Source organism: Shimia sediminis (assembly GCF_003990645.1).
In the GTDB taxonomy this organism is placed as follows: Bacteria; Pseudomonadota; Alphaproteobacteria; order Rhodobacterales; family Rhodobacteraceae; genus Shimia; species Shimia sediminis.
The window spans coordinates 228,834-244,501 of sequence record NZ_RYZK01000003.1; the positions used below are offsets into that span (position 1 = coordinate 228,834).

Below are 15,668 nucleotides of genomic sequence, written 5' to 3' on the forward strand. Positions count from 1 at the left end.
TTAGGGCGGAATCGCCGCTGACGCAAGTGTTTGCAGGCGCGGCGAAGAGTTGCAGGAGGGCGATTACTGCACAGTATTTGCCGCAAATGCCACATCTGAAAGCCTCTTGTCGCCACGCCGAGGCCTGATTAACATCAGGACGAACAACGATTTTCAGGGATGGTCCACGATGAAGTCTTCGGCAAAAATTCTGGTGGTGGTGCTTTTGGCGGGCATGACGCTTTCGGCATGCGGCAATGGCGGCAACACCACCAACAACGTCCAAGCCGTGTCTGTCGGCGAGCAATTGGAAGCGCTTGAAGTCGCCTATGCCAAGGGGCTTCTGACCGAAAAAGAATACAACGATCAGCGTAAGAAGATCCTGAAGGGCCAGTAACGGTCCCCTTTTCAGTTTGTGCTGAGTTCGAGAATTGGTGTTTGCCGCCATGATTGATTCGATCTGGCTTTTCGCACTTGCAGCACTTGCCACATTGTTTGCCGGCGTCTCAAAAGGTGGATTCGGGTCGGGAGCGGCATTTGCCAGCTCGGCACTGCTGGCGTTGGTGATGCCTCCGGCTGCGGCCTTGGGCATCATGCTGCCGCTCTTGATGTTGATCGACGTTACGGCGCTGCCAAGTTTTTGGCGGCGATGGAGTTGGCCGGACGCGCGACTCTTGATCCTTGGCGGATTGCCCGGCGTGGTGCTGGGCGCGGTCCTATTCACAGTCGCCAATGATGACGTGTTGCGTCTGTTGATCGGAGCGGTTGCGCTGACATTCGTCTTATGGCGATTGGCGCCCTATACCCCATCACGACACATTGAACCCGGTTGGTTGGGAGGAGTTGCGGGCCTGGTCAGCGGGTTCACCAGTTTTGTCAGCCATGCGGGAGGGCCGTCAGCAGCGGTCTATTTGTTGGCCCGAGGGTTGGACAAGACCACGTATCAATCAACGACAGTATTGGTTTTTTGGGCGCTGAATGTGGCCAAGGCCGTGCCTTATGGTTTCTTGGGGGTCTTTACAGCCGAGACACTTTTGGCCGGTCTTTGGCTTGCGCCTTTTGCCGTCGGGGGCACGTTTTTGGGCGTATGGGCGCACCGTATCATTCCGGAGCGCCTGTTCTTTGGGGTCACCTATGTGATGCTGACCCTCACCGGGGCCAAGCTGATCTGGGATGCGTTAGTCTAGTATCAGGCATCTTCACCCTTGGCAGGCAAAGCCTCGGCCAGTGTTTCATACGCCTGCCCCGATGCCACAAGGCACGTCACGCCGTTGGGCAATGTCACCGTGATCGTCCAACTGCCCTCTGTGCTGGCAAACACTTCGACCACCGCGTTGTTTGCGCCAAGGCCAATCGCCTGACGTGTTTCGCCATAGCCCTCGGCCAGACGTTGCAAAACCACGTCGCGCGGTGCGCAGTTGCCCTGTTGTGCGGTCAGCTGATCGGCGGCCAAGACCATAAGGCCCAGTCCCATGGTCGCTTTGATGAGTTTCTGTTTCATTGTCTTGCCCTTTCTCAATGGGGGCACCCTGCCTTTGCCCGGATGACCAAAAGCCTGCCCGGAAAGCAGCGAAAACGAGGTTAACGCAGCGTTCGCGAGCAGTTCTTCTGCGCTGCGGCATTTTCTGTCTTGAACTTATCGCTAAAAAATGGCCTTTTCCGCGCAACTTTATTTCGGAGAGACTCATGGATCAGCGCGCACGTCCCTATCGTTCGGTACTTTATATTCCCGGCTCGAAAGAACGCGCACTGGACAAGGCGCGGTCTTTGCCGGTGGATGCGATCATCTTTGACCTCGAAGATGCGGTTGCCCCGGATGCCAAGGAAGAGGCGCGCAAGACACTTGCCAAGGCGTTGGCTGAGGGCGGTTATGGCAACCGGATGAAGATCGTGCGGATCAACGGGCTGATCACCGAATGGGGCCGTGATGACGCCAAAGCGGTGAAGGACATGGATTGCGACGCGGTGCTTTTGCCCAAGGTCGAAAGCTATGCACAGGTGGATCTGTTGGCTGAGATCACTGGCGATCTGCCGATCTGGGCGATGATGGAAACGCCGCGCGGCATTATGAATGCGGCCGAGATAGCCTCGCATCCGCTTATGAGCGGATTCGTGATGGGCACCAATGACCTTGCCAAGGAACTGCAATGCCGGTTCCGTGCAGATCGTTTGCCGATGATGACTTCGCTCAGTCTCTGCCTTTTGGCGGCCAAGGCCGAAGGTCTGGTGATCGTGGACGGCGTATACAATGCCTTCAAGGATGCCGAGGGTTTGCAGGCAGAATGCGAACAGGGTCGCGATCTGGGGATGGACGGCAAAACCCTGATCCACCCGGCGCAGGTAGATGTGGCCAATGCCGCTTTTGCCCCGACCGAAGAGGAGATCGACCTGGCCCGCCGCCAGATCGTGGCTTTCGAAGAGACCGAGGCCACAGGGCAAGGTGTTGCAGTTGTGGACGGCAAGATCGTCGAGAACCTGCACGTAGTCACCGCCAAAGAGATCCTTGCAAAAGCGGATGCAATCGCTGCGTTGGAAGGCTAAGTGTAAACCCAAGACCAACAAGGGGAGAGACACATGTTGCTATTGGTTCTTGGGGTACTGCTCTGGGCTTTTGCCCATTTCTTCAAACGTCTGATGCCGGACGCGCGCGCCAAGATGGGGGATCGCGGCAAAGGGATTGTGGCGATTGCACTGGTCATCAGCATTGTCCTGATGGTGATCGGTTATCGTCAGGCCGAGGTGATCGACCTGTGGGTCGCGCCGTCGTGGATGATCCACATCAACAATCTTTTGGTGTTGATCGCCATCTTCATGATGAGCCCGGCACCGCAAAAGGGCCGTATCCTGAACGGTATGCGCCATCCGATGATGACCGGTTTCGCGATCTGGACGTTAGGGCACATTCTGGTGAATGGCGATGTCGCGTCACTCATCCTGTTTGGTGGGTTGCTTGCATGGGTGCCAATCCAGATTTCCATGATCAACAAGGCGGAACCTGAATTGGAACGACCAGCACCGGGTGCCTATGCCAAGGACGGCATGTTCCTGGTGGCCTCGCTCGTCCTGATGGCGATCATCGGCTACATCCACTATTGGGTCGGCCCGTGGCCATACCCGGTGTAAGCGCATGAAACTGTACAGATTTCTTAGCGAAGAAGACACTTCTGCCTTTTGTCACAAGGTGACCGATGCGCTGAACAAGGGGTGGGAGCTGTATGGTTCCCCAACCCAGACATTCTGTCAGGCCACGGGCGTCATGCGCTGTGGCCAGGCAGTCATCAAGGAGGTCGAGGGCACCTATACCCCCGACACAAAACTAGGAGAGCACTAGATGGCCAAGACCAATCCGGGTCGGTTTTTCGAAGACTACACGCTGGGGCAAGTGATCGAGCACGCGGTGCCGCGCACCGTTTCGGGTGGCGAGCGGGCGCTGTATCACGCGCTCTATCCGGCGCGCCATGCCCTCTATTCGTCGGACGCCTTTGCGCAAGGCTGTGGCCTGCCAAAATCGCCGATCGACGATCTGGCAGCGTTCCACGTGGTCTTTGGTAAAACCGTTCCGGATGTGTCGCTGAACGCGGTGGCGAACCTCGGTTATGCCGAGGGGCGCTGGCTGAAGCCGGTCTATGAGGGCGACACGCTGCGCTCGACGTCGGAGGTGATTGGCCTCAAGCAGAACTCGAACGGCAAGACCGGCGTGGTCTATGTGCGCACCCGTGGCATGAACCAGAACGACGAGGTCGTGATGGAATATGTGCGCTGGGTGATGGTGCGGAAACGCGACGTGGATGCACCTGCGCCGGAAACCGTGGTGCCCGTGCTGAGCAAAGTGATCGCAGCCAAGGATCTAGTGATCCCCGAAGGCCTGGACTTCTCGAACTACGATTTCACGCTGGCTGGCGAGCCGCATCGCTGGGGCGATTACGAGATTGGCGAAACCATTGACCACGTCGACGGTGTGACGCTGGAAGAAGCTGAACACATGATGGCCACGAGGCTTTGGCAGAACACGGCCAAGGTGCACTTTGACGCCACCTTCCGTCCGGATGGTCAGCGATTGATCTATGGCGGGCACATCATATCACTCGCGCGGACGCTGTCGTTCAACGGTCTGGCCAACGCGCAGATGATCGTGGGTCTGAACGGCGGGGCGCATGCCAACCCGGCTTTCTCGGGTCTGACGGTCAAGGCGTGGTCCGAGGTGCTGGACAAGGCCGAGACGAACGTGCCCGGCGTCGGTGCGATCCGTCTGCGGTTGGTGGCAACGCGCGGTGGTGAGCCGTTTGCATTGCGCGGCGAGGACGGGAAATACCTGCCTGATGTGCTGCTCGACCTTGATTACTGGGCGTTGATGCCGCTCTAATGGGGGCATGACGCGCCTGATACTCAGCATTGCCTTGATGCTATCGTTGATCGGCCCCGTGCGGGCCGATTTTCGGTTTAGCGCATCGGATGACGTGCATCGATATGTCGAAAGCAATCTTCTGGGTATTTTCTATCACGAGCTTGGCCACGCGCTGATCGACATTCTGGGCCTGCCGATCTTTGGTCAGGAAGAGGATGCGGCGGACGTTTTGTCGGTGTTCCTGTTGGATGCGTTTTGGGAAGAGGAGGCTGCAGTCGGGCTGGCCTATGACACGGCGTTTGGGTTTCTGGGTGAGGCACAGCAAGGGTATGAGATCGCCTATTGGGATGTGCACGGGCCGGACCTGCAGCGTTACTACAACCTGATCTGCGTGTTCTACGGCGCCAACCCGCAAGAGCGGGACGATGTTGCCGAGGATTTGGGACTGCCCCAAGAGCGTGCCGAGTATTGTCCTGATGAATACGATCAGGCCAATGCCAGCTGGGGCGCGGTGCTGGACGAAATTCATAGCCCCGCCGGGGGGCGTAGCCTTGGATTTGGTCAGGTCGAAACGGAGACAGAAGGTGGGGCGTTTACCATGGAAGTGGTCGCAGCCGAAGTTGACGCCATAAACGAAGAATTCCGGCTGCCCGAAAAGCTCACAGTCTCAGTTGTGCCTTGTGGCCAGGCAAACGCATTCTATGACCCCGCCCGGCGAGAAATTGTCATGTGCACCGAATTTGCGGATTACCTGGTCGAGATAATGCCGTGACATCGCCGTGAAAGCTACAAGATGGCGTTTGCCTCGCCGAACAATGTCGCTAAGTTCGACTCAAGCGACGCAAAAGGAATCTGAATTCTGATAAAAACACTAGCCTTTGAATATGTGATCACGAAAAAATAGCTGTGATCACATATTGTTCAGAAATTGGAAAATTGCGCCAAAAAACCGCGCCTTTAGCGCTGCCATAACAGTGACACAGGCGTAAAAATGGGTAGTAAAGGACCCAAGGGTAACCGAAAGGATTCAACATGGCCGATGTGAACCGAGGCAACCGTCCGCTTTCACCACATTTGCAAGTCTACCGTCCACAGATGACCTCGGTGTCGTCCATTTTTGCACGTATCACCGGAGTCGCGCTTTTGGGTGCGGCGATGCTGGTTGTTTGGTGGTTCCTCGCAGCCTCTGCCGGGCCGGAGTACTACGCTTTTGTCAACGGCGTGATCACGTCCTGGTTTGGCGATCTGGTGATGTTCGCCGCGCTCTGGGCGGTCTGCTATCACTTCTTGTCAGGACTGCGTCACCTGTATTGGGACACGGGGCGTGGCTTTGAAATCGAATTTGCCGAGAAACTGGGGTGGGCCGTTGTGATCGGTTCCGTGGTCCTGGCCGTTCTCGTCGCACTGGTTCTCTGAGGGGGTACGCAACATGGCATTCCTGACCGACCGTAAACGCGCCGAATTCCGTGGCTCTTCGCGCACCGGCACCGAGCATTTCTGGGGCCAGACCATCAGCGCCGTGGGTCTCGCGATCCTGGTGCCGCTGTTCATCCTGACCTTTGGGTCCGCGCTGGGTGGCACCTATGAAGAGGTGATCGCCTATTATCAGCGTCCGTTCCCTGCGATCATTGCGGGCATGACCATCACCGTGGCGATGATCCATTTCCGTCATGGCATCCAGGTGGTGATCGAGGACTATACCCGAGGGCTTCAGAAAAAGTTCTACATCATCATCTTTACCTGCATCGCCTATGCCGTTGCCGCCACCGGGCTGTTCGCCCTGGCGCGTATCGCCCTATAAGACCGGAGCTTGATCAATGGCTGCTTACGAATACGAAACACACGAATATGACGTGGTCGTGGTTGGCGCCGGTGGCGCTGGCCTGCGCGCAACGCTGGGTATGGCAGAGCAAGGCCTGCGCACCGCCTGTGTGACCAAGGTTTTTCCGACCCGGAGCCACACGGTTGCCGCACAGGGCGGCATCGCCGCGTCGCTGTCGAACATGGGTCCTGACCACTGGCAGTGGCACATGTACGACACCGTCAAGGGCTCGGACTGGCTGGGTGACACGGATGCGATGGAGTATCTCGCCCGCGAAGCGCCCAAGGCGGTTTATGAACTGGAGCACTACGGTGTGCCCTTCTCGCGCACCGAAGAAGGCAAGATCTATCAGCGCCCGTTTGGTGGTCACACCACCGAATTTGGCGAAGGTCCCGCCGTGCAGCGGACCTGTGCTGCTGCTGACCGGACCGGTCACGCGATCCTGCATACGCTTTATGGTCAATCGCTGAAAAACAACGCCGAGTTCTACGTCGAATACTTTGCCATCGACCTGATCATGAGCGACGACGGTGTCTGCACTGGTGTTGTCTGCTGGAAGCTGGACGACGGCACGATGCACGTCTTCAATGCCAAGATGGTTGTATTGGCAACCGGCGGTTATGGCCGTGCCTACTTCTCGGCCACTTCGGCCCACACCTGCACCGGCGACGGTGGCGGTATGGTGGCCCGTGCGGGCCTCGCGTTGCAGGACATGGAATTTGTTCAGTTCCACCCGACCGGCATCTACGGGTCGGGCTGTCTGATCACCGAAGGTGCACGGGGCGAAGGTGGGTACCTCACCAACTCCGAAGGCGAACGTTTCATGGAGCGTTACGCGCCCCAGTACAAAGACCTGGCACCACGTGACTATGTCTCGCGCTCGATGACCATGGAAATCCGCGAAGGCCGCGGTGTGGGCGAAAATGGCGACCACATCCACCTGAACCTGAACCACCTGCCCGCCGAAGCGCTGGCCGAACGCCTGCCGGGCATCTCGGAAAGCGCCAAGATCTTTGCAGGCGTCGACGTCACCAAAGAGCCGATCCCGGTTCTGCCGACCGTGCACTACAACATGGGCGGTATCCCGACAAACTATTGGGGTGAGGTTCTGAACCCGACCAAGGATGATCCGACCGCCATCGTGCCCGGTTTGATGGCCGTGGGTGAAGCGGGCTGTGCTTCGGTACACGGCGCGAACCGTCTGGGTTCGAACTCGCTGATCGACCTTGTGGTCTTTGGCCGCGCCGCCGCGATCCGCGCAGGTAAGGTTGTAGACGCAGATGCCGCGAACCCGGTTCTGAACACAGCCTCTGTGGACAAAGCGTTTGATCGCTTTGATGGTCTGCGCAACGCCAAGGGCGGCACCCCTACCGCAGAACTGCGTCTGGAAATGCAACGTACCATGCAGGCTGACGCCGCCGTGTTCCGCACCGACAAGACTCTGAAAGAGGGTGTCGACAAGATGACTGCCATCGCCGCCAAACTGGACGATCTGCATGTCACCGACACCTCGCTGGTCTGGAACTCGGACCTGATGGAGACGCTGGAGCTGACCAACCTGATGCCGAACGCGATGGCTACCATCGTCGGCGCCGAAGCGCGGAAAGAATCGCGCGGTGCGCACGCACACGAGGATTACTCGGAGCGTGACGACAAGAAATGGCGCGTGCATACCGTGGCTCATGTCGACGGTAACAAGGTCGATCTCAGCTATCGTCCAGTGATTGTAGACCCGCTCTCGACAGAAGCCGAAGGTGGAATTAGCCTGAAGAGGATCGCCCCTAAAGCAAGGACCTTCTAATGCGCTGGCTGCTCGTCGCTATTATCACATGCTTTGCCGGGATTTCCGGCGAAGCTTTCGCAACTGAAGACGCAAGAATGCGGAACGTTCAGACATGCATTTCCAAGACCCGTGCGCCGGGTAGCTATGCAATGTCCACGTTTAGCGCCGTGCCTTCTGTTGTTGTGGGCAGCGGCGGCACTGACCAAGGTGCAAGCAGCGTGAATGACTGCCTGAACGATCTTTATCAGGTCCAGTATGGTGCTGACGGGGTTCCATGGACCGACGCGGTTGTTCAGGACAAGACAGCCGCCAAGAAATGCCGCCGTACGCGCAATACAAAGATTGCCGTCGGTGTAGTCCTGGGTGCCGGGGCTGCCGCGGCCACTGCTGGTGAATACGCCGTTGCAGGGGCGCTTTTGGGTGGGGGGATCGGCTTTGCGGCTGCGAACAACCAGTACAAGGCCTGCATGGCTTCTGCGGGTGGTCCCAAGCGCACTGGTGAGATCTACCTGAGCTGTAATGGCGGTGGTGGTGTCATGCACAGCGGAGATGGCTATTGCCGGAACTGAGATTGCATAATGCTTATGGGGCACGTGCATGAACGTGATGTCCTCATCCCAACCGGAATGGCAGCGACTGGGCATTGTGCCGGGCGCGACGCTTCGACTGTTCGGTATGCGGCGGTCGGGAAATCACGCGATTTCTTCGTGGCTGCAACGGAATGCGATCAACGGAAATGCAGTGTTCTTAAACAACTGCACCCGCAAACGCGATCCGTTGACAAGCTTTGCTTCGGTTGAGGTGAATACCACACGCGTGTCAACAAATGCCGCGAGGGCCGACATGGCCACGACCGGTGCAAAAGCTGGTGACGGCGCTTTGTTCTTGTTTTCATACGAAGATCACCTTCCGGATGAGGCGGACGAGGAAAAGCCGGTGTCGGGGCCGTTCAACATTGCTCTGATTGACCGCAATGTCCTGATCTATCGCAGTTTCCTGAATTGGATCGCCTCGCTGACGCGCAAGTTGCAGCTGAACCAAACATATACCGTGGCGCGACGTGCCGGGGTCTTGATGCGCGCGGTTGACACCTATCGCCGGCTCCTTGAATTCATCGAAGGCAACCGTGGCCCCAAGGACGTTGCAATCTGTTACGACCGCTGGACTGCCGAGGAGCAGCACCGTGCCGAATTGCTGGTGCAGTTGGGATTGCCGCAACGCGACACCAGCCTCGGGGTTGTGCAGGCCTATGGCGGTGGGTCCTCCTTTCAAAAGACGGCCAACGATGCCTCTGAGCTGGAAACCGACCAACGCTGGAAGCAAATGGCCGAGGATCGCGAGTACCAGGCCCTGCTGACGCTTTCGGCACAGGATCGCGCCCTGACCAATGTATTGGAACGCATGTTTCCAAAAGACCGAGAGATTCTTGGCCGCATCGCAGCCAATTCTATGTTCCCGCGTGAGGTCCTGACATGACCTTTTCCGGGAAAATGACAAACACCGCCACGCAGCTTTGCGGGCACCTGGAACATATCCGCGAAACGCGGGCTACCGCCTTGCTTGATACGGCAGGCGGGATTGCAAGGAGACTGATCAATGGTTGAATTTGCCCTTCCGAAGAATTCCAAGATTACCACCGGTAAGACTTGGCCGAAGCCCGAAGGCGCCACAAACGTGCGCAAGTTCCAGATCTATCGCTGGAACCCGGATGACGGTAAAAACCCTTCGGTCGACACCTATTTTCTCGACATGGACAAGTGCGGCCCGATGGTTCTGGACGCGCTGATCAAGATCAAGAACGAGATTGATCCGACCCTGACCTTCCGTCGGTCCTGCCGCGAGGGCATCTGTGGCTCCTGCGCCATGAACATCGACGGGATCAACACGCTGGCCTGTATCTATGGTCTGGACGAGGTCAAAGGTGACGTGAAGATCTATCCGCTGCCGCACATGCCGGTGGTCAAGGACCTGATCCCCGACCTCACTCACTTCTACGCCCAGCACGCCAGCATCATGCCGTGGCTGGAAACCAAGACCAACCGCCCCGCGAAAGAGTGGAAGCAGTCGATTGAGGACCGCAAGAAGCTGGATGGTCTTTATGAATGCGTCATGTGCGCCAGCTGTTCGACATCCTGCCCGAGTTACTGGTGGAACGGCGACCGCTACCTCGGCCCGGCAGCTCTGCTGCACGCTTATCGTTGGATCATCGACAGCCGCGATGAAGCCACGGGCGAGCGTCTCGACAATATCGAAGACCCCTTCAAGCTGTATCGCTGTCACACCATCATGAACTGCGCCAAGACCTGCCCCAAGGGTCTGAACCCTGCGAAAGCCATCGCAGAGATCAAGAAGATGATGGTCGAGCGCAGCATATGAGAGGTAAGGGGGGGATCAACTCCCGCCAGCTTCAAGCACAGATCGCATATAGGCTGGGTCTCGCACGCTGGATGTTTATCCACATTCCAAAGAACGCGGGGACGGCGATACGCAAGGCTCCCAGTCTTCGCTGGCGGCTTGTTGGTGCAGACCCAGCGTTTCAGGTATCGCGAGAGTATGTCCAAACAGTGCGCCAGGTCATGGAAGAGCATGGTCAGCACCATGGGTTGCAACATGCGCGTTTGCGCGACATCAAAACCGATGTCCGCGCGCGTCTTCAACCCGTCGCGATCGTCCGCAATCCCTGGGCGCGCACAGTGTCTCGTTTCCGGTTTGCAAAAATGGCGGCCGAAAAGGGCAGCCCATGGGCGGGTACGCCACCCGACAGCTTCGAAGCCTTCCTCGAAAACCGCCATGTCGACGGAGGTCGGCCATATTTTTGGCATAGGGCAATCCGCGGCTGGTACCCTCAAGTTGACTATGTAACTGATGAATCGGGTGCAATTGCGGCAGATGTTCTTCGCCAAGAAGAAATGGATCACGATGTTCCGGCTTACTTTGGATTGGACCAACCGATTGCTCGCCGCAATGTCACAACAGGCGCCAAGTCCAATTGGCAAAGCTACTACACGCCGTCGACCATCCAGATCGTGGCCGATTGGTATGCCAGTGACATCGACACTTTCGGATTTGACTTTGATACAGGGGCAACCCGCAACTATTGGGCGGCAACTTCAGCCTAGGTGCTGCGTGTCAACTTGAAGCCCGATAGAATGGTCAAAAGAGTCCTTGACCAAATAGCACTCTAGTGGGGAAATTGGGCCAACTGTAGCTTGCGAGGGCCTCATGATTGACACTCTAGTTGATGCGATGATCCTGGCTACTCTGGCGGGGCTGTCGATCCCTCTTGGCGCGGCCTGCACCTGGTTCGAACGCGGGTTGTCCGCGGAGCGGGACCAGAGCCTCAACCACTTTGTTACCGCATTCGGTGGCGGTGCATTGATCTCGGCAATTGCTTTGGTCCTCGTGCCCGAAGGGGCCGAACGGTTGCCTCCAGTTTGGGCGGTTCTGGCCTTTGGCCTTGGCGGCGTGGTCTTTATGCTCGTTGACCGGATGCTGGCCCTACGTGGCAGTCATGCCTCACAATTCATGGCCATGTTGCTGGACTATCTACCCGAAGCGATGGCCCTGGGCGCACTGCTTGCGGTAGACAGGGCCGTGGCGGTGCTGGTGGCGGCACTGATCGCTTTGCAGAACCTGCCCGAAGGCTTCAACGCGTTTCGTGAAATGCGCGAGAACGGTGCCTCGGGGCGCAGCTTGATTTTGCTCTTCCTGTGCATGGCTTTATTGGGGCCCGCTGCCGCAGCAGTAGGGCTTTTGGTTCTCGGCCATTTGCCGGGTGTGCTCGGGGCGATCATGATGTTTGCGTCGGGCGGAATTCTCTACCTGCTGTTTCAGGATGTCGCCCCGCAGGTGGCTGTGAAACACCATTGGAGCCCGCCCCTGGGGGCTGTTGCTGGTTTCATGCTTGGCCTTGCCGGGCATCTGGCGACCGGATAGCGCCTGCATGACGCAAGGTTGGACTTGGTAAATCACATTCGGCTGGCTAGCCTTTTCGTGAAACGGAGGGCTCGGTATGGCGGATGTGATTGTTGTTGGGTCAGGATTGGCCGGGCTGGTGGCGGCGGCCGAGGCTGCCGAACGCGGGCGCCGGGTCTTGTTGCTGGATCAGGAAGGCGAGCAGACCATGGGCGGACAGGCGTTCTGGTCGCTGGGTGGGTTGTTCATGGTCGATACGCCCGAACAGCGGCGTATGGGCATTCGCGACAGCCGCGATCTGGCGCTCAAGGACTGGATGGGCTCTGCCCAGTTCGACCGGCTCGAAGACGAAAACCCACGCAAGGTGGCAGAAGCCTATGTGGATTTTGCGGCGGGCGAGATGCGCCCTTGGTTGGCGGAACGCGGGTTTCGCTGGTTTCCGGTGGTCGGCTGGGCCGAACGCGGGGGGGAACAGGCCCATGGGCATGGCAATTCGGCGCCGCGGTTTCATATCACATGGGGCACCGGCCCCGGCGTCGTCGCCCCGTTCGAGCGGCTGGTGCGTCAGGCGGTGGATCGGGGCAGGATCGAACTGGGCTTTCGCCATCGCGTGACCAACCTGATTGTGGAAAACGGGGCCGTTGTGGGGGTCGCGGGCGAAGTTCTGGCCAATGACAGTGCAGATCGGGGACGCTCGACCAACCGTGAGGTGGTGGGCGACTTTGAACACCGCGCGCCTGCCGTGATCATCACCACCGGCGGGATCGGTGGCGACCATGACATGGTGCGCAGTTACTGGCCAGAAGATCGCCTTGGCCCTGCACCCAAACACATGGTGGCAGGCGTGCCCGACTATGTTGACGGCCAGATGCAGCGCGTTGCCGAAGGCGCTGGCGCGGGCATCATCAATGGCGACCGCATGTGGCATTACACCGAGGGGCTGCACAACTGGGATCCGATCTGGCCCAATCATGGCATCCGCATTCTGCCCGGGCCGTCTTCTATGTGGTTCGACGCTTTGGGAGAACGGATGGAGGCGCCATTCCTGCCGGGCTTTGACTCGCTGGGCACGCTTAAACGCATTCTGTCGACGGGACACGAACACAGCTGGTTCATCCTGACCCAAAAGATCATCGAGAAAGAATTTGCGTTGTCTGGTTCCGAGCAGAACCCGGATCTGACCTCGGGCAAGTGGTCATCCGTGCTCAAGGCAAGGATCATGGGCAAGGGCGCGCCCGCACCGGTCGAAGCGTTCAAGGAACATGGCGCAGACTTTGTTGTCGCGGACGATCTGACGTCGCTGGTCGCGGGAATGAATGAACTGACAGACGTGCCGCTGGATGTGGTCAAAATCCGCGAACAGATCGAAGCACGCGATGCCCAGATCACCAATCCCTTTGCCAAGGACGCACAAATCACAGCCATTCGCGGCGCGCGTGCCTATCGCGGTGACCGGCTGATCCGCACGGCCAAGCCGCACCGCATTCTGGACCCGTCCTGTGGTCCGCTGATTGGTGTGAAACTGTCGATCCTGACGCGTAAATCGCTTGGCGGGTTGCACACGGATATCAACGGCCAGGTTTTGCGCCCCGATGGCACGGCGTTTGATGGGTTGTTTGCCGCTGGCGAGGTCGCAGGTTTCGGAGGCGGCGGCTATCACGGCTACAACGCACTCGAGGGTACCTTCCTTGGCGGTTGCATCTTCTCGGGCCGCGCAACCGGGCGTAGCGTCTAAGCCGGATTGACTTTGTCAGCAATCACGGGCGCAATCGGCTCATGAGCGTTTTGGACTTACTGGCGGGGTTTCCTCGGGTGCGCATGGGACACCTGCCCACACCCCTGGAACCCATGAATAACCTCGGCCGACGTCTGGGGTGCGACCTGTGGGTCAAGCGTGACGATTGCACCGGAGTCGGCTTTGGTGGCAACAAAGTGCGCCAGTTGGAGTTTTATCTGGGCAGGGCACAGGCGCTGGGCGCGACGCAAGTGCTGATCACCGGAGCGGTGCAATCAAACTTTGTGCGCGTTGCTGCCGCGATGGCGGCGCGGTTGGGTATCGGCTGCCACATACAGTTGGAAGAACGCGTGCCGGATGTCTCTGCGCTCTACAGAACCAACGGAAACGTCTTGTTGGATCACCTTCTGGGCGCAACTCTTCACGCCTACCCCGAAGGCGAGGACGAAGCGGGAGCGGATGCTGCGCTGGCAGGGATTGCCGAAGACTTGCATGCGCGAGGAGAGGTGCCTTTTATTGTTCCTCTGGCTGCGGATCAGCCTCCAACCGGGGCGCTGGGATACGTGGATGCGGCAGGTGAGTTGATGGTCCAACAGGGGGTGTTTGACGAGATATTCATTGCAACAGGGTCAGCCTTGTCCCTCTGCGGCCTACTGTTCGGCCTGCGGGCCCTGGGCTGTGATACGCCGGTGACAGGCGTATGCGTGCGCAGAGGGGCTGGCGCGCAGACAGCCCGCGTACAGCAACGGCTGGATGATCTGGCAGGCCTGTTGGGGATGGAAAATCCAGTGAGCTTTGCAGACACCCGCATCGATGATCAGGCCCTTTTGCCGGGCTATGGGCGTCTCAATCCCCAAGTGCGCGATGCGATTCGTGTCGCGGCGCAGACCGAGGGAGTGTTTCTTGACCCGGTCTACACTGGCAAGGTCATGGCGGCCTTGATGGCCGAGACCGAACGTCTGCGGGGTAAACGCGTTCTGTTCTGGCACACGGGCGGTCAGCCTGCGTTGTTTGGTTATGGCGATCAGCTTTGATGACTTGGGGCTTTGCCCCTTTCGGCTCCGAAAGGCCAATTCACCCTAGTTTGTTTTTGGCAAAAGAAAGATTAGGTGCGCGGCGCGGCTGCGCGGCGCAGTCGGTCATTTATTGCGCGACCCAGCCCATGATCCGGAATCGGAGAGACGGCAATGACCTCGGGTTTCAGTGCATCCATGGCGTGCAGGTGGCCAAAGAGATTTGCAGCGGCCTCCGTCAGGTCTCCGGCGCGTGAGAGGTTCAAACGGGCCTCGACCGGGCCGAAACCGAGCAGACTTTCACCTGCGCGTATTTTGGTAACATTCAGCCGCATGGGCGCGCCGGGGGCATAGTGCGAGGTCATCTGACCAGGCGCGGTCAGAGGATCGCCGCTTTGGTGGTGGGCAATTGGCGCACCAAGGGCTGCTTCGACGGCCTCTTGTGGCAAGCCGCCGGGGCGCAGCAGCGTGGGCCCGTCCACGAGCCCGAGGATCGTGGATTCAAGGCCGACACCACAGGTGCCGCCATCCAGAATGCCGGCAATGCGCCCAGACAGGCCAGCGCTGACATGCGCTGCGCTGGTTGGGCTGATTTTTCCCGAAGGATTGGCCGAAGGTGCGGCGACCGGACCGCCAAAGGCTTCTAACAATGATTTCGCGACCGGATGTTCCGGCACCCGGATAGCCAGTGTCGGCAGGTCAGCGGTGACCAGCGGTGACAGGTCGCTGTCGGGTTTCAATGGCAGGACCAGGGTCATTGGGCCAGGCCAAAAGGCGCTGGCCAACCGATCCGCCTCATCCGTCCAGTCTACGTAAGTCCGGGCAACCTTGGCCGACGGTACATGCACAATCAGCGGATTGAACCGCGGGCGGCCCTTGGCTTCGAAAATGCGGGCCACGGCCATGTCATTGCGCGCGTCCCCGCCCAGCCCATAGACGGTTTCGGTCGGGAAGGCGACCAGCTGACCCTCGCCCAAGAGGGCGGCGGCACGCGTATAGCCCGTCGCATCCGGCGTCAGCATTTGTGTCTTCACGTCGCATTCTCCTGTGACGCTGCGTTCCACTATGTCCGCGGC

Annotated in this window: 19 protein-coding genes; 17 read left to right on the top strand and 2 right to left on the bottom strand. The window is 58.8% G+C overall.

Annotated elements, in window-relative coordinates:
- Positions 1–169: 169 nt before the first annotated feature.
- Both EK369_RS09070 and EK369_RS09075 read left to right on the top strand, forming a co-directional pair.
- The gene (locus EK369_RS09070; RefSeq protein ID WP_127113714.1) at positions 170–376 is read left to right on the top strand and encodes an SHOCT domain-containing protein; all 207 of its coding nucleotides are present in this window, start codon (positions 170–172) and stop codon (positions 374–376) included.
- A 49-nt stretch (positions 377–425) separates the two neighbouring features.
- Positions 426–1,166, top strand: coding sequence for a sulfite exporter TauE/SafE family protein (locus EK369_RS09075; protein WP_127113716.1), 741 nt, complete (start codon positions 426–428; stop codon positions 1,164–1,166).
- 2 nt (positions 1,167–1,168) lie between these two features.
- Here EK369_RS09075 and EK369_RS09080 read toward each other — a convergent pair whose 3' ends face one another.
- Positions 1,169–1,480 carry a hypothetical protein gene (locus tag EK369_RS09080; RefSeq protein ID WP_127113718.1) on the bottom strand — a complete coding sequence of 104 codons (312 nt, stop codon included), beginning with the start codon at positions 1,478–1,480 and terminating at the stop codon, positions 1,169–1,171.
- Positions 1,481–1,665: 185 nt separating this feature from the next.
- Here EK369_RS09080 and EK369_RS09085 point away from each other — a divergent pair, with 185 nt between their 5' ends.
- From EK369_RS09085 to EK369_RS09155, 15 genes are all read left to right on the top strand, one after another.
- Positions 1,666–2,520 carry an HpcH/HpaI aldolase/citrate lyase family protein gene (locus tag EK369_RS09085; RefSeq protein ID WP_127113720.1) on the top strand — a complete coding sequence of 285 codons (855 nt, stop codon included), beginning with the start codon at positions 1,666–1,668 and terminating at the stop codon, positions 2,518–2,520.
- 33 nt (positions 2,521–2,553) lie between these two features.
- Positions 2,554–3,102, top strand: coding sequence for an NnrU family protein (locus EK369_RS09090; RefSeq protein WP_127113722.1), 549 nt, complete (start codon positions 2,554–2,556; stop codon positions 3,100–3,102).
- Positions 3,103–3,106: 4 nt separating this feature from the next.
- Positions 3,107–3,310: a DUF1737 domain-containing protein gene (locus EK369_RS09095; protein ID WP_127113724.1), complete on the top strand. Its 204-nt coding sequence runs from the start codon at positions 3,107–3,109 to the stop codon at positions 3,308–3,310.
- Entirely contained in the window at positions 3,311–4,342 is a 1,032-nt protein-coding gene (locus EK369_RS09100) for a MaoC family dehydratase (protein WP_127113726.1), read from the top strand. It abuts the gene before it with no gap.
- 7 nt (positions 4,343–4,349) lie between these two features.
- Positions 4,350–5,096 (top strand): DUF4344 domain-containing metallopeptidase, encoded by a 747-nt coding sequence (locus tag EK369_RS09105; protein ID WP_127113728.1) that lies wholly within the window; start codon positions 4,350–4,352, stop codon positions 5,094–5,096.
- 260 nt (positions 5,097–5,356) lie between these two features.
- A complete protein-coding gene (gene sdhC / locus EK369_RS09110) occupies positions 5,357–5,740 on the top strand; it encodes a succinate dehydrogenase, cytochrome b556 subunit (RefSeq protein WP_127113730.1) in 384 nt (127 codons plus the stop codon).
- 13 nt (positions 5,741–5,753) lie between these two features.
- Complete coding sequence (gene sdhD / locus EK369_RS09115; protein ID WP_127113732.1) at positions 5,754–6,125, top strand: succinate dehydrogenase, hydrophobic membrane anchor protein; 372 nt, start codon at positions 5,754–5,756, stop codon at positions 6,123–6,125.
- Between the two features lie 16 nt (positions 6,126–6,141).
- Entirely contained in the window at positions 6,142–7,947 is a 1,806-nt protein-coding gene (sdhA, locus tag EK369_RS09120) for a succinate dehydrogenase flavoprotein subunit (protein ID WP_127113733.1), read from the top strand.
- Complete coding sequence (locus EK369_RS09125) at positions 7,947–8,498, top strand: hypothetical protein (protein ID WP_127113735.1); 552 nt, start codon at positions 7,947–7,949, stop codon at positions 8,496–8,498. The genes sdhA and EK369_RS09125 overlap by 1 nt, the downstream gene beginning before the upstream one ends.
- A 37-nt stretch (positions 8,499–8,535) precedes the next feature.
- Positions 8,536–9,405 (top strand): hypothetical protein, encoded by an 870-nt coding sequence (locus EK369_RS09130; protein WP_235871377.1) that lies wholly within the window; start codon positions 8,536–8,538, stop codon positions 9,403–9,405.
- A 120-nt stretch (positions 9,406–9,525) separates the two neighbouring features.
- Complete coding sequence (locus EK369_RS09135) at positions 9,526–10,305, top strand: succinate dehydrogenase iron-sulfur subunit (RefSeq protein WP_127113739.1); 780 nt, start codon at positions 9,526–9,528, stop codon at positions 10,303–10,305.
- Positions 10,306–10,547: 242 nt separating this feature from the next.
- Positions 10,548–11,048 (top strand): sulfotransferase family protein, encoded by a 501-nt coding sequence (locus EK369_RS09140; protein ID WP_306461210.1) that lies wholly within the window; start codon positions 10,548–10,550, stop codon positions 11,046–11,048.
- Between the two features lie 103 nt (positions 11,049–11,151).
- Positions 11,152–11,865 (top strand): ZIP family metal transporter, encoded by a 714-nt coding sequence (locus EK369_RS09145; protein ID WP_127113743.1) that lies wholly within the window; start codon positions 11,152–11,154, stop codon positions 11,863–11,865.
- 76 nt (positions 11,866–11,941) lie between these two features.
- On the top strand, positions 11,942–13,579 hold the full coding sequence (locus tag EK369_RS09150; RefSeq protein ID WP_127113744.1) for an FAD-binding dehydrogenase: 1,638 nt from the start codon (positions 11,942–11,944) through the stop codon (positions 13,577–13,579).
- Between the two features lie 41 nt (positions 13,580–13,620).
- Positions 13,621–14,613 carry a D-cysteine desulfhydrase family protein gene (locus EK369_RS09155; RefSeq protein WP_127113746.1) on the top strand — a complete coding sequence of 331 codons (993 nt, stop codon included), beginning with the start codon at positions 13,621–13,623 and terminating at the stop codon, positions 14,611–14,613.
- A 71-nt stretch (positions 14,614–14,684) separates the two neighbouring features.
- Here EK369_RS09155 and EK369_RS09160 read toward each other — a convergent pair whose 3' ends face one another.
- Positions 14,685–15,614 carry an L-threonylcarbamoyladenylate synthase gene (locus EK369_RS09160; RefSeq protein WP_127114061.1) on the bottom strand — a complete coding sequence of 310 codons (930 nt, stop codon included), beginning with the start codon at positions 15,612–15,614 and terminating at the stop codon, positions 14,685–14,687.
- Between the last annotated feature and the right edge of the window lie 54 nt (positions 15,615–15,668).

What these genes read in the sequence shown, in the direction of transcription:
- EK369_RS09130 (WP_235871377.1), top strand. Translation starts at nt 8,536, where the DNA reads ATGTCCTCATCCCAACCGGAATGGCAGCGACTGGGCATTGTGCCGGGC.
- EK369_RS09160 (WP_127114061.1), bottom strand. Translation starts at nt 15,614, where the DNA reads ATGCTGACGCCGGATGCGACGGGCTATACGCGTGCCGCCGCCCTCTTG.
- EK369_RS09155 (WP_127113746.1), top strand. Translation starts at nt 13,621, where the DNA reads ATGAGCGTTTTGGACTTACTGGCGGGGTTTCCTCGGGTGCGCATGGGA.
- sdhA (WP_127113733.1), top strand. Translation starts at nt 6,142, where the DNA reads ATGGCTGCTTACGAATACGAAACACACGAATATGACGTGGTCGTGGTT.
- EK369_RS09095 (WP_127113724.1), top strand. Translation starts at nt 3,107, where the DNA reads ATGAAACTGTACAGATTTCTTAGCGAAGAAGACACTTCTGCCTTTTGT.
- EK369_RS09075 (WP_127113716.1), top strand. Translation starts at nt 426, where the DNA reads ATGATTGATTCGATCTGGCTTTTCGCACTTGCAGCACTTGCCACATTG.
- sdhC (WP_127113730.1), top strand. Translation starts at nt 5,357, where the DNA reads ATGGCCGATGTGAACCGAGGCAACCGTCCGCTTTCACCACATTTGCAA.
- EK369_RS09085 (WP_127113720.1), top strand. Translation starts at nt 1,666, where the DNA reads ATGGATCAGCGCGCACGTCCCTATCGTTCGGTACTTTATATTCCCGGC.
- EK369_RS09080 (WP_127113718.1), bottom strand. Translation starts at nt 1,480, where the DNA reads ATGAAACAGAAACTCATCAAAGCGACCATGGGACTGGGCCTTATGGTC.
- EK369_RS09145 (WP_127113743.1), top strand. Translation starts at nt 11,152, where the DNA reads ATGATTGACACTCTAGTTGATGCGATGATCCTGGCTACTCTGGCGGGG.
- EK369_RS09135 (WP_127113739.1), top strand. Translation starts at nt 9,526, where the DNA reads ATGGTTGAATTTGCCCTTCCGAAGAATTCCAAGATTACCACCGGTAAG.
- EK369_RS09070 (WP_127113714.1), top strand. Translation starts at nt 170, where the DNA reads ATGAAGTCTTCGGCAAAAATTCTGGTGGTGGTGCTTTTGGCGGGCATG.
- EK369_RS09150 (WP_127113744.1), top strand. Translation starts at nt 11,942, where the DNA reads ATGGCGGATGTGATTGTTGTTGGGTCAGGATTGGCCGGGCTGGTGGCG.
- EK369_RS09100 (WP_127113726.1), top strand. Translation starts at nt 3,311, where the DNA reads ATGGCCAAGACCAATCCGGGTCGGTTTTTCGAAGACTACACGCTGGGG.
- EK369_RS09125 (WP_127113735.1), top strand. Translation starts at nt 7,947, where the DNA reads ATGCGCTGGCTGCTCGTCGCTATTATCACATGCTTTGCCGGGATTTCC.
- EK369_RS09105 (WP_127113728.1), top strand. Translation starts at nt 4,350, where the DNA reads ATGACGCGCCTGATACTCAGCATTGCCTTGATGCTATCGTTGATCGGC.
- EK369_RS09090 (WP_127113722.1), top strand. Translation starts at nt 2,554, where the DNA reads ATGTTGCTATTGGTTCTTGGGGTACTGCTCTGGGCTTTTGCCCATTTC.
- sdhD (WP_127113732.1), top strand. Translation starts at nt 5,754, where the DNA reads ATGGCATTCCTGACCGACCGTAAACGCGCCGAATTCCGTGGCTCTTCG.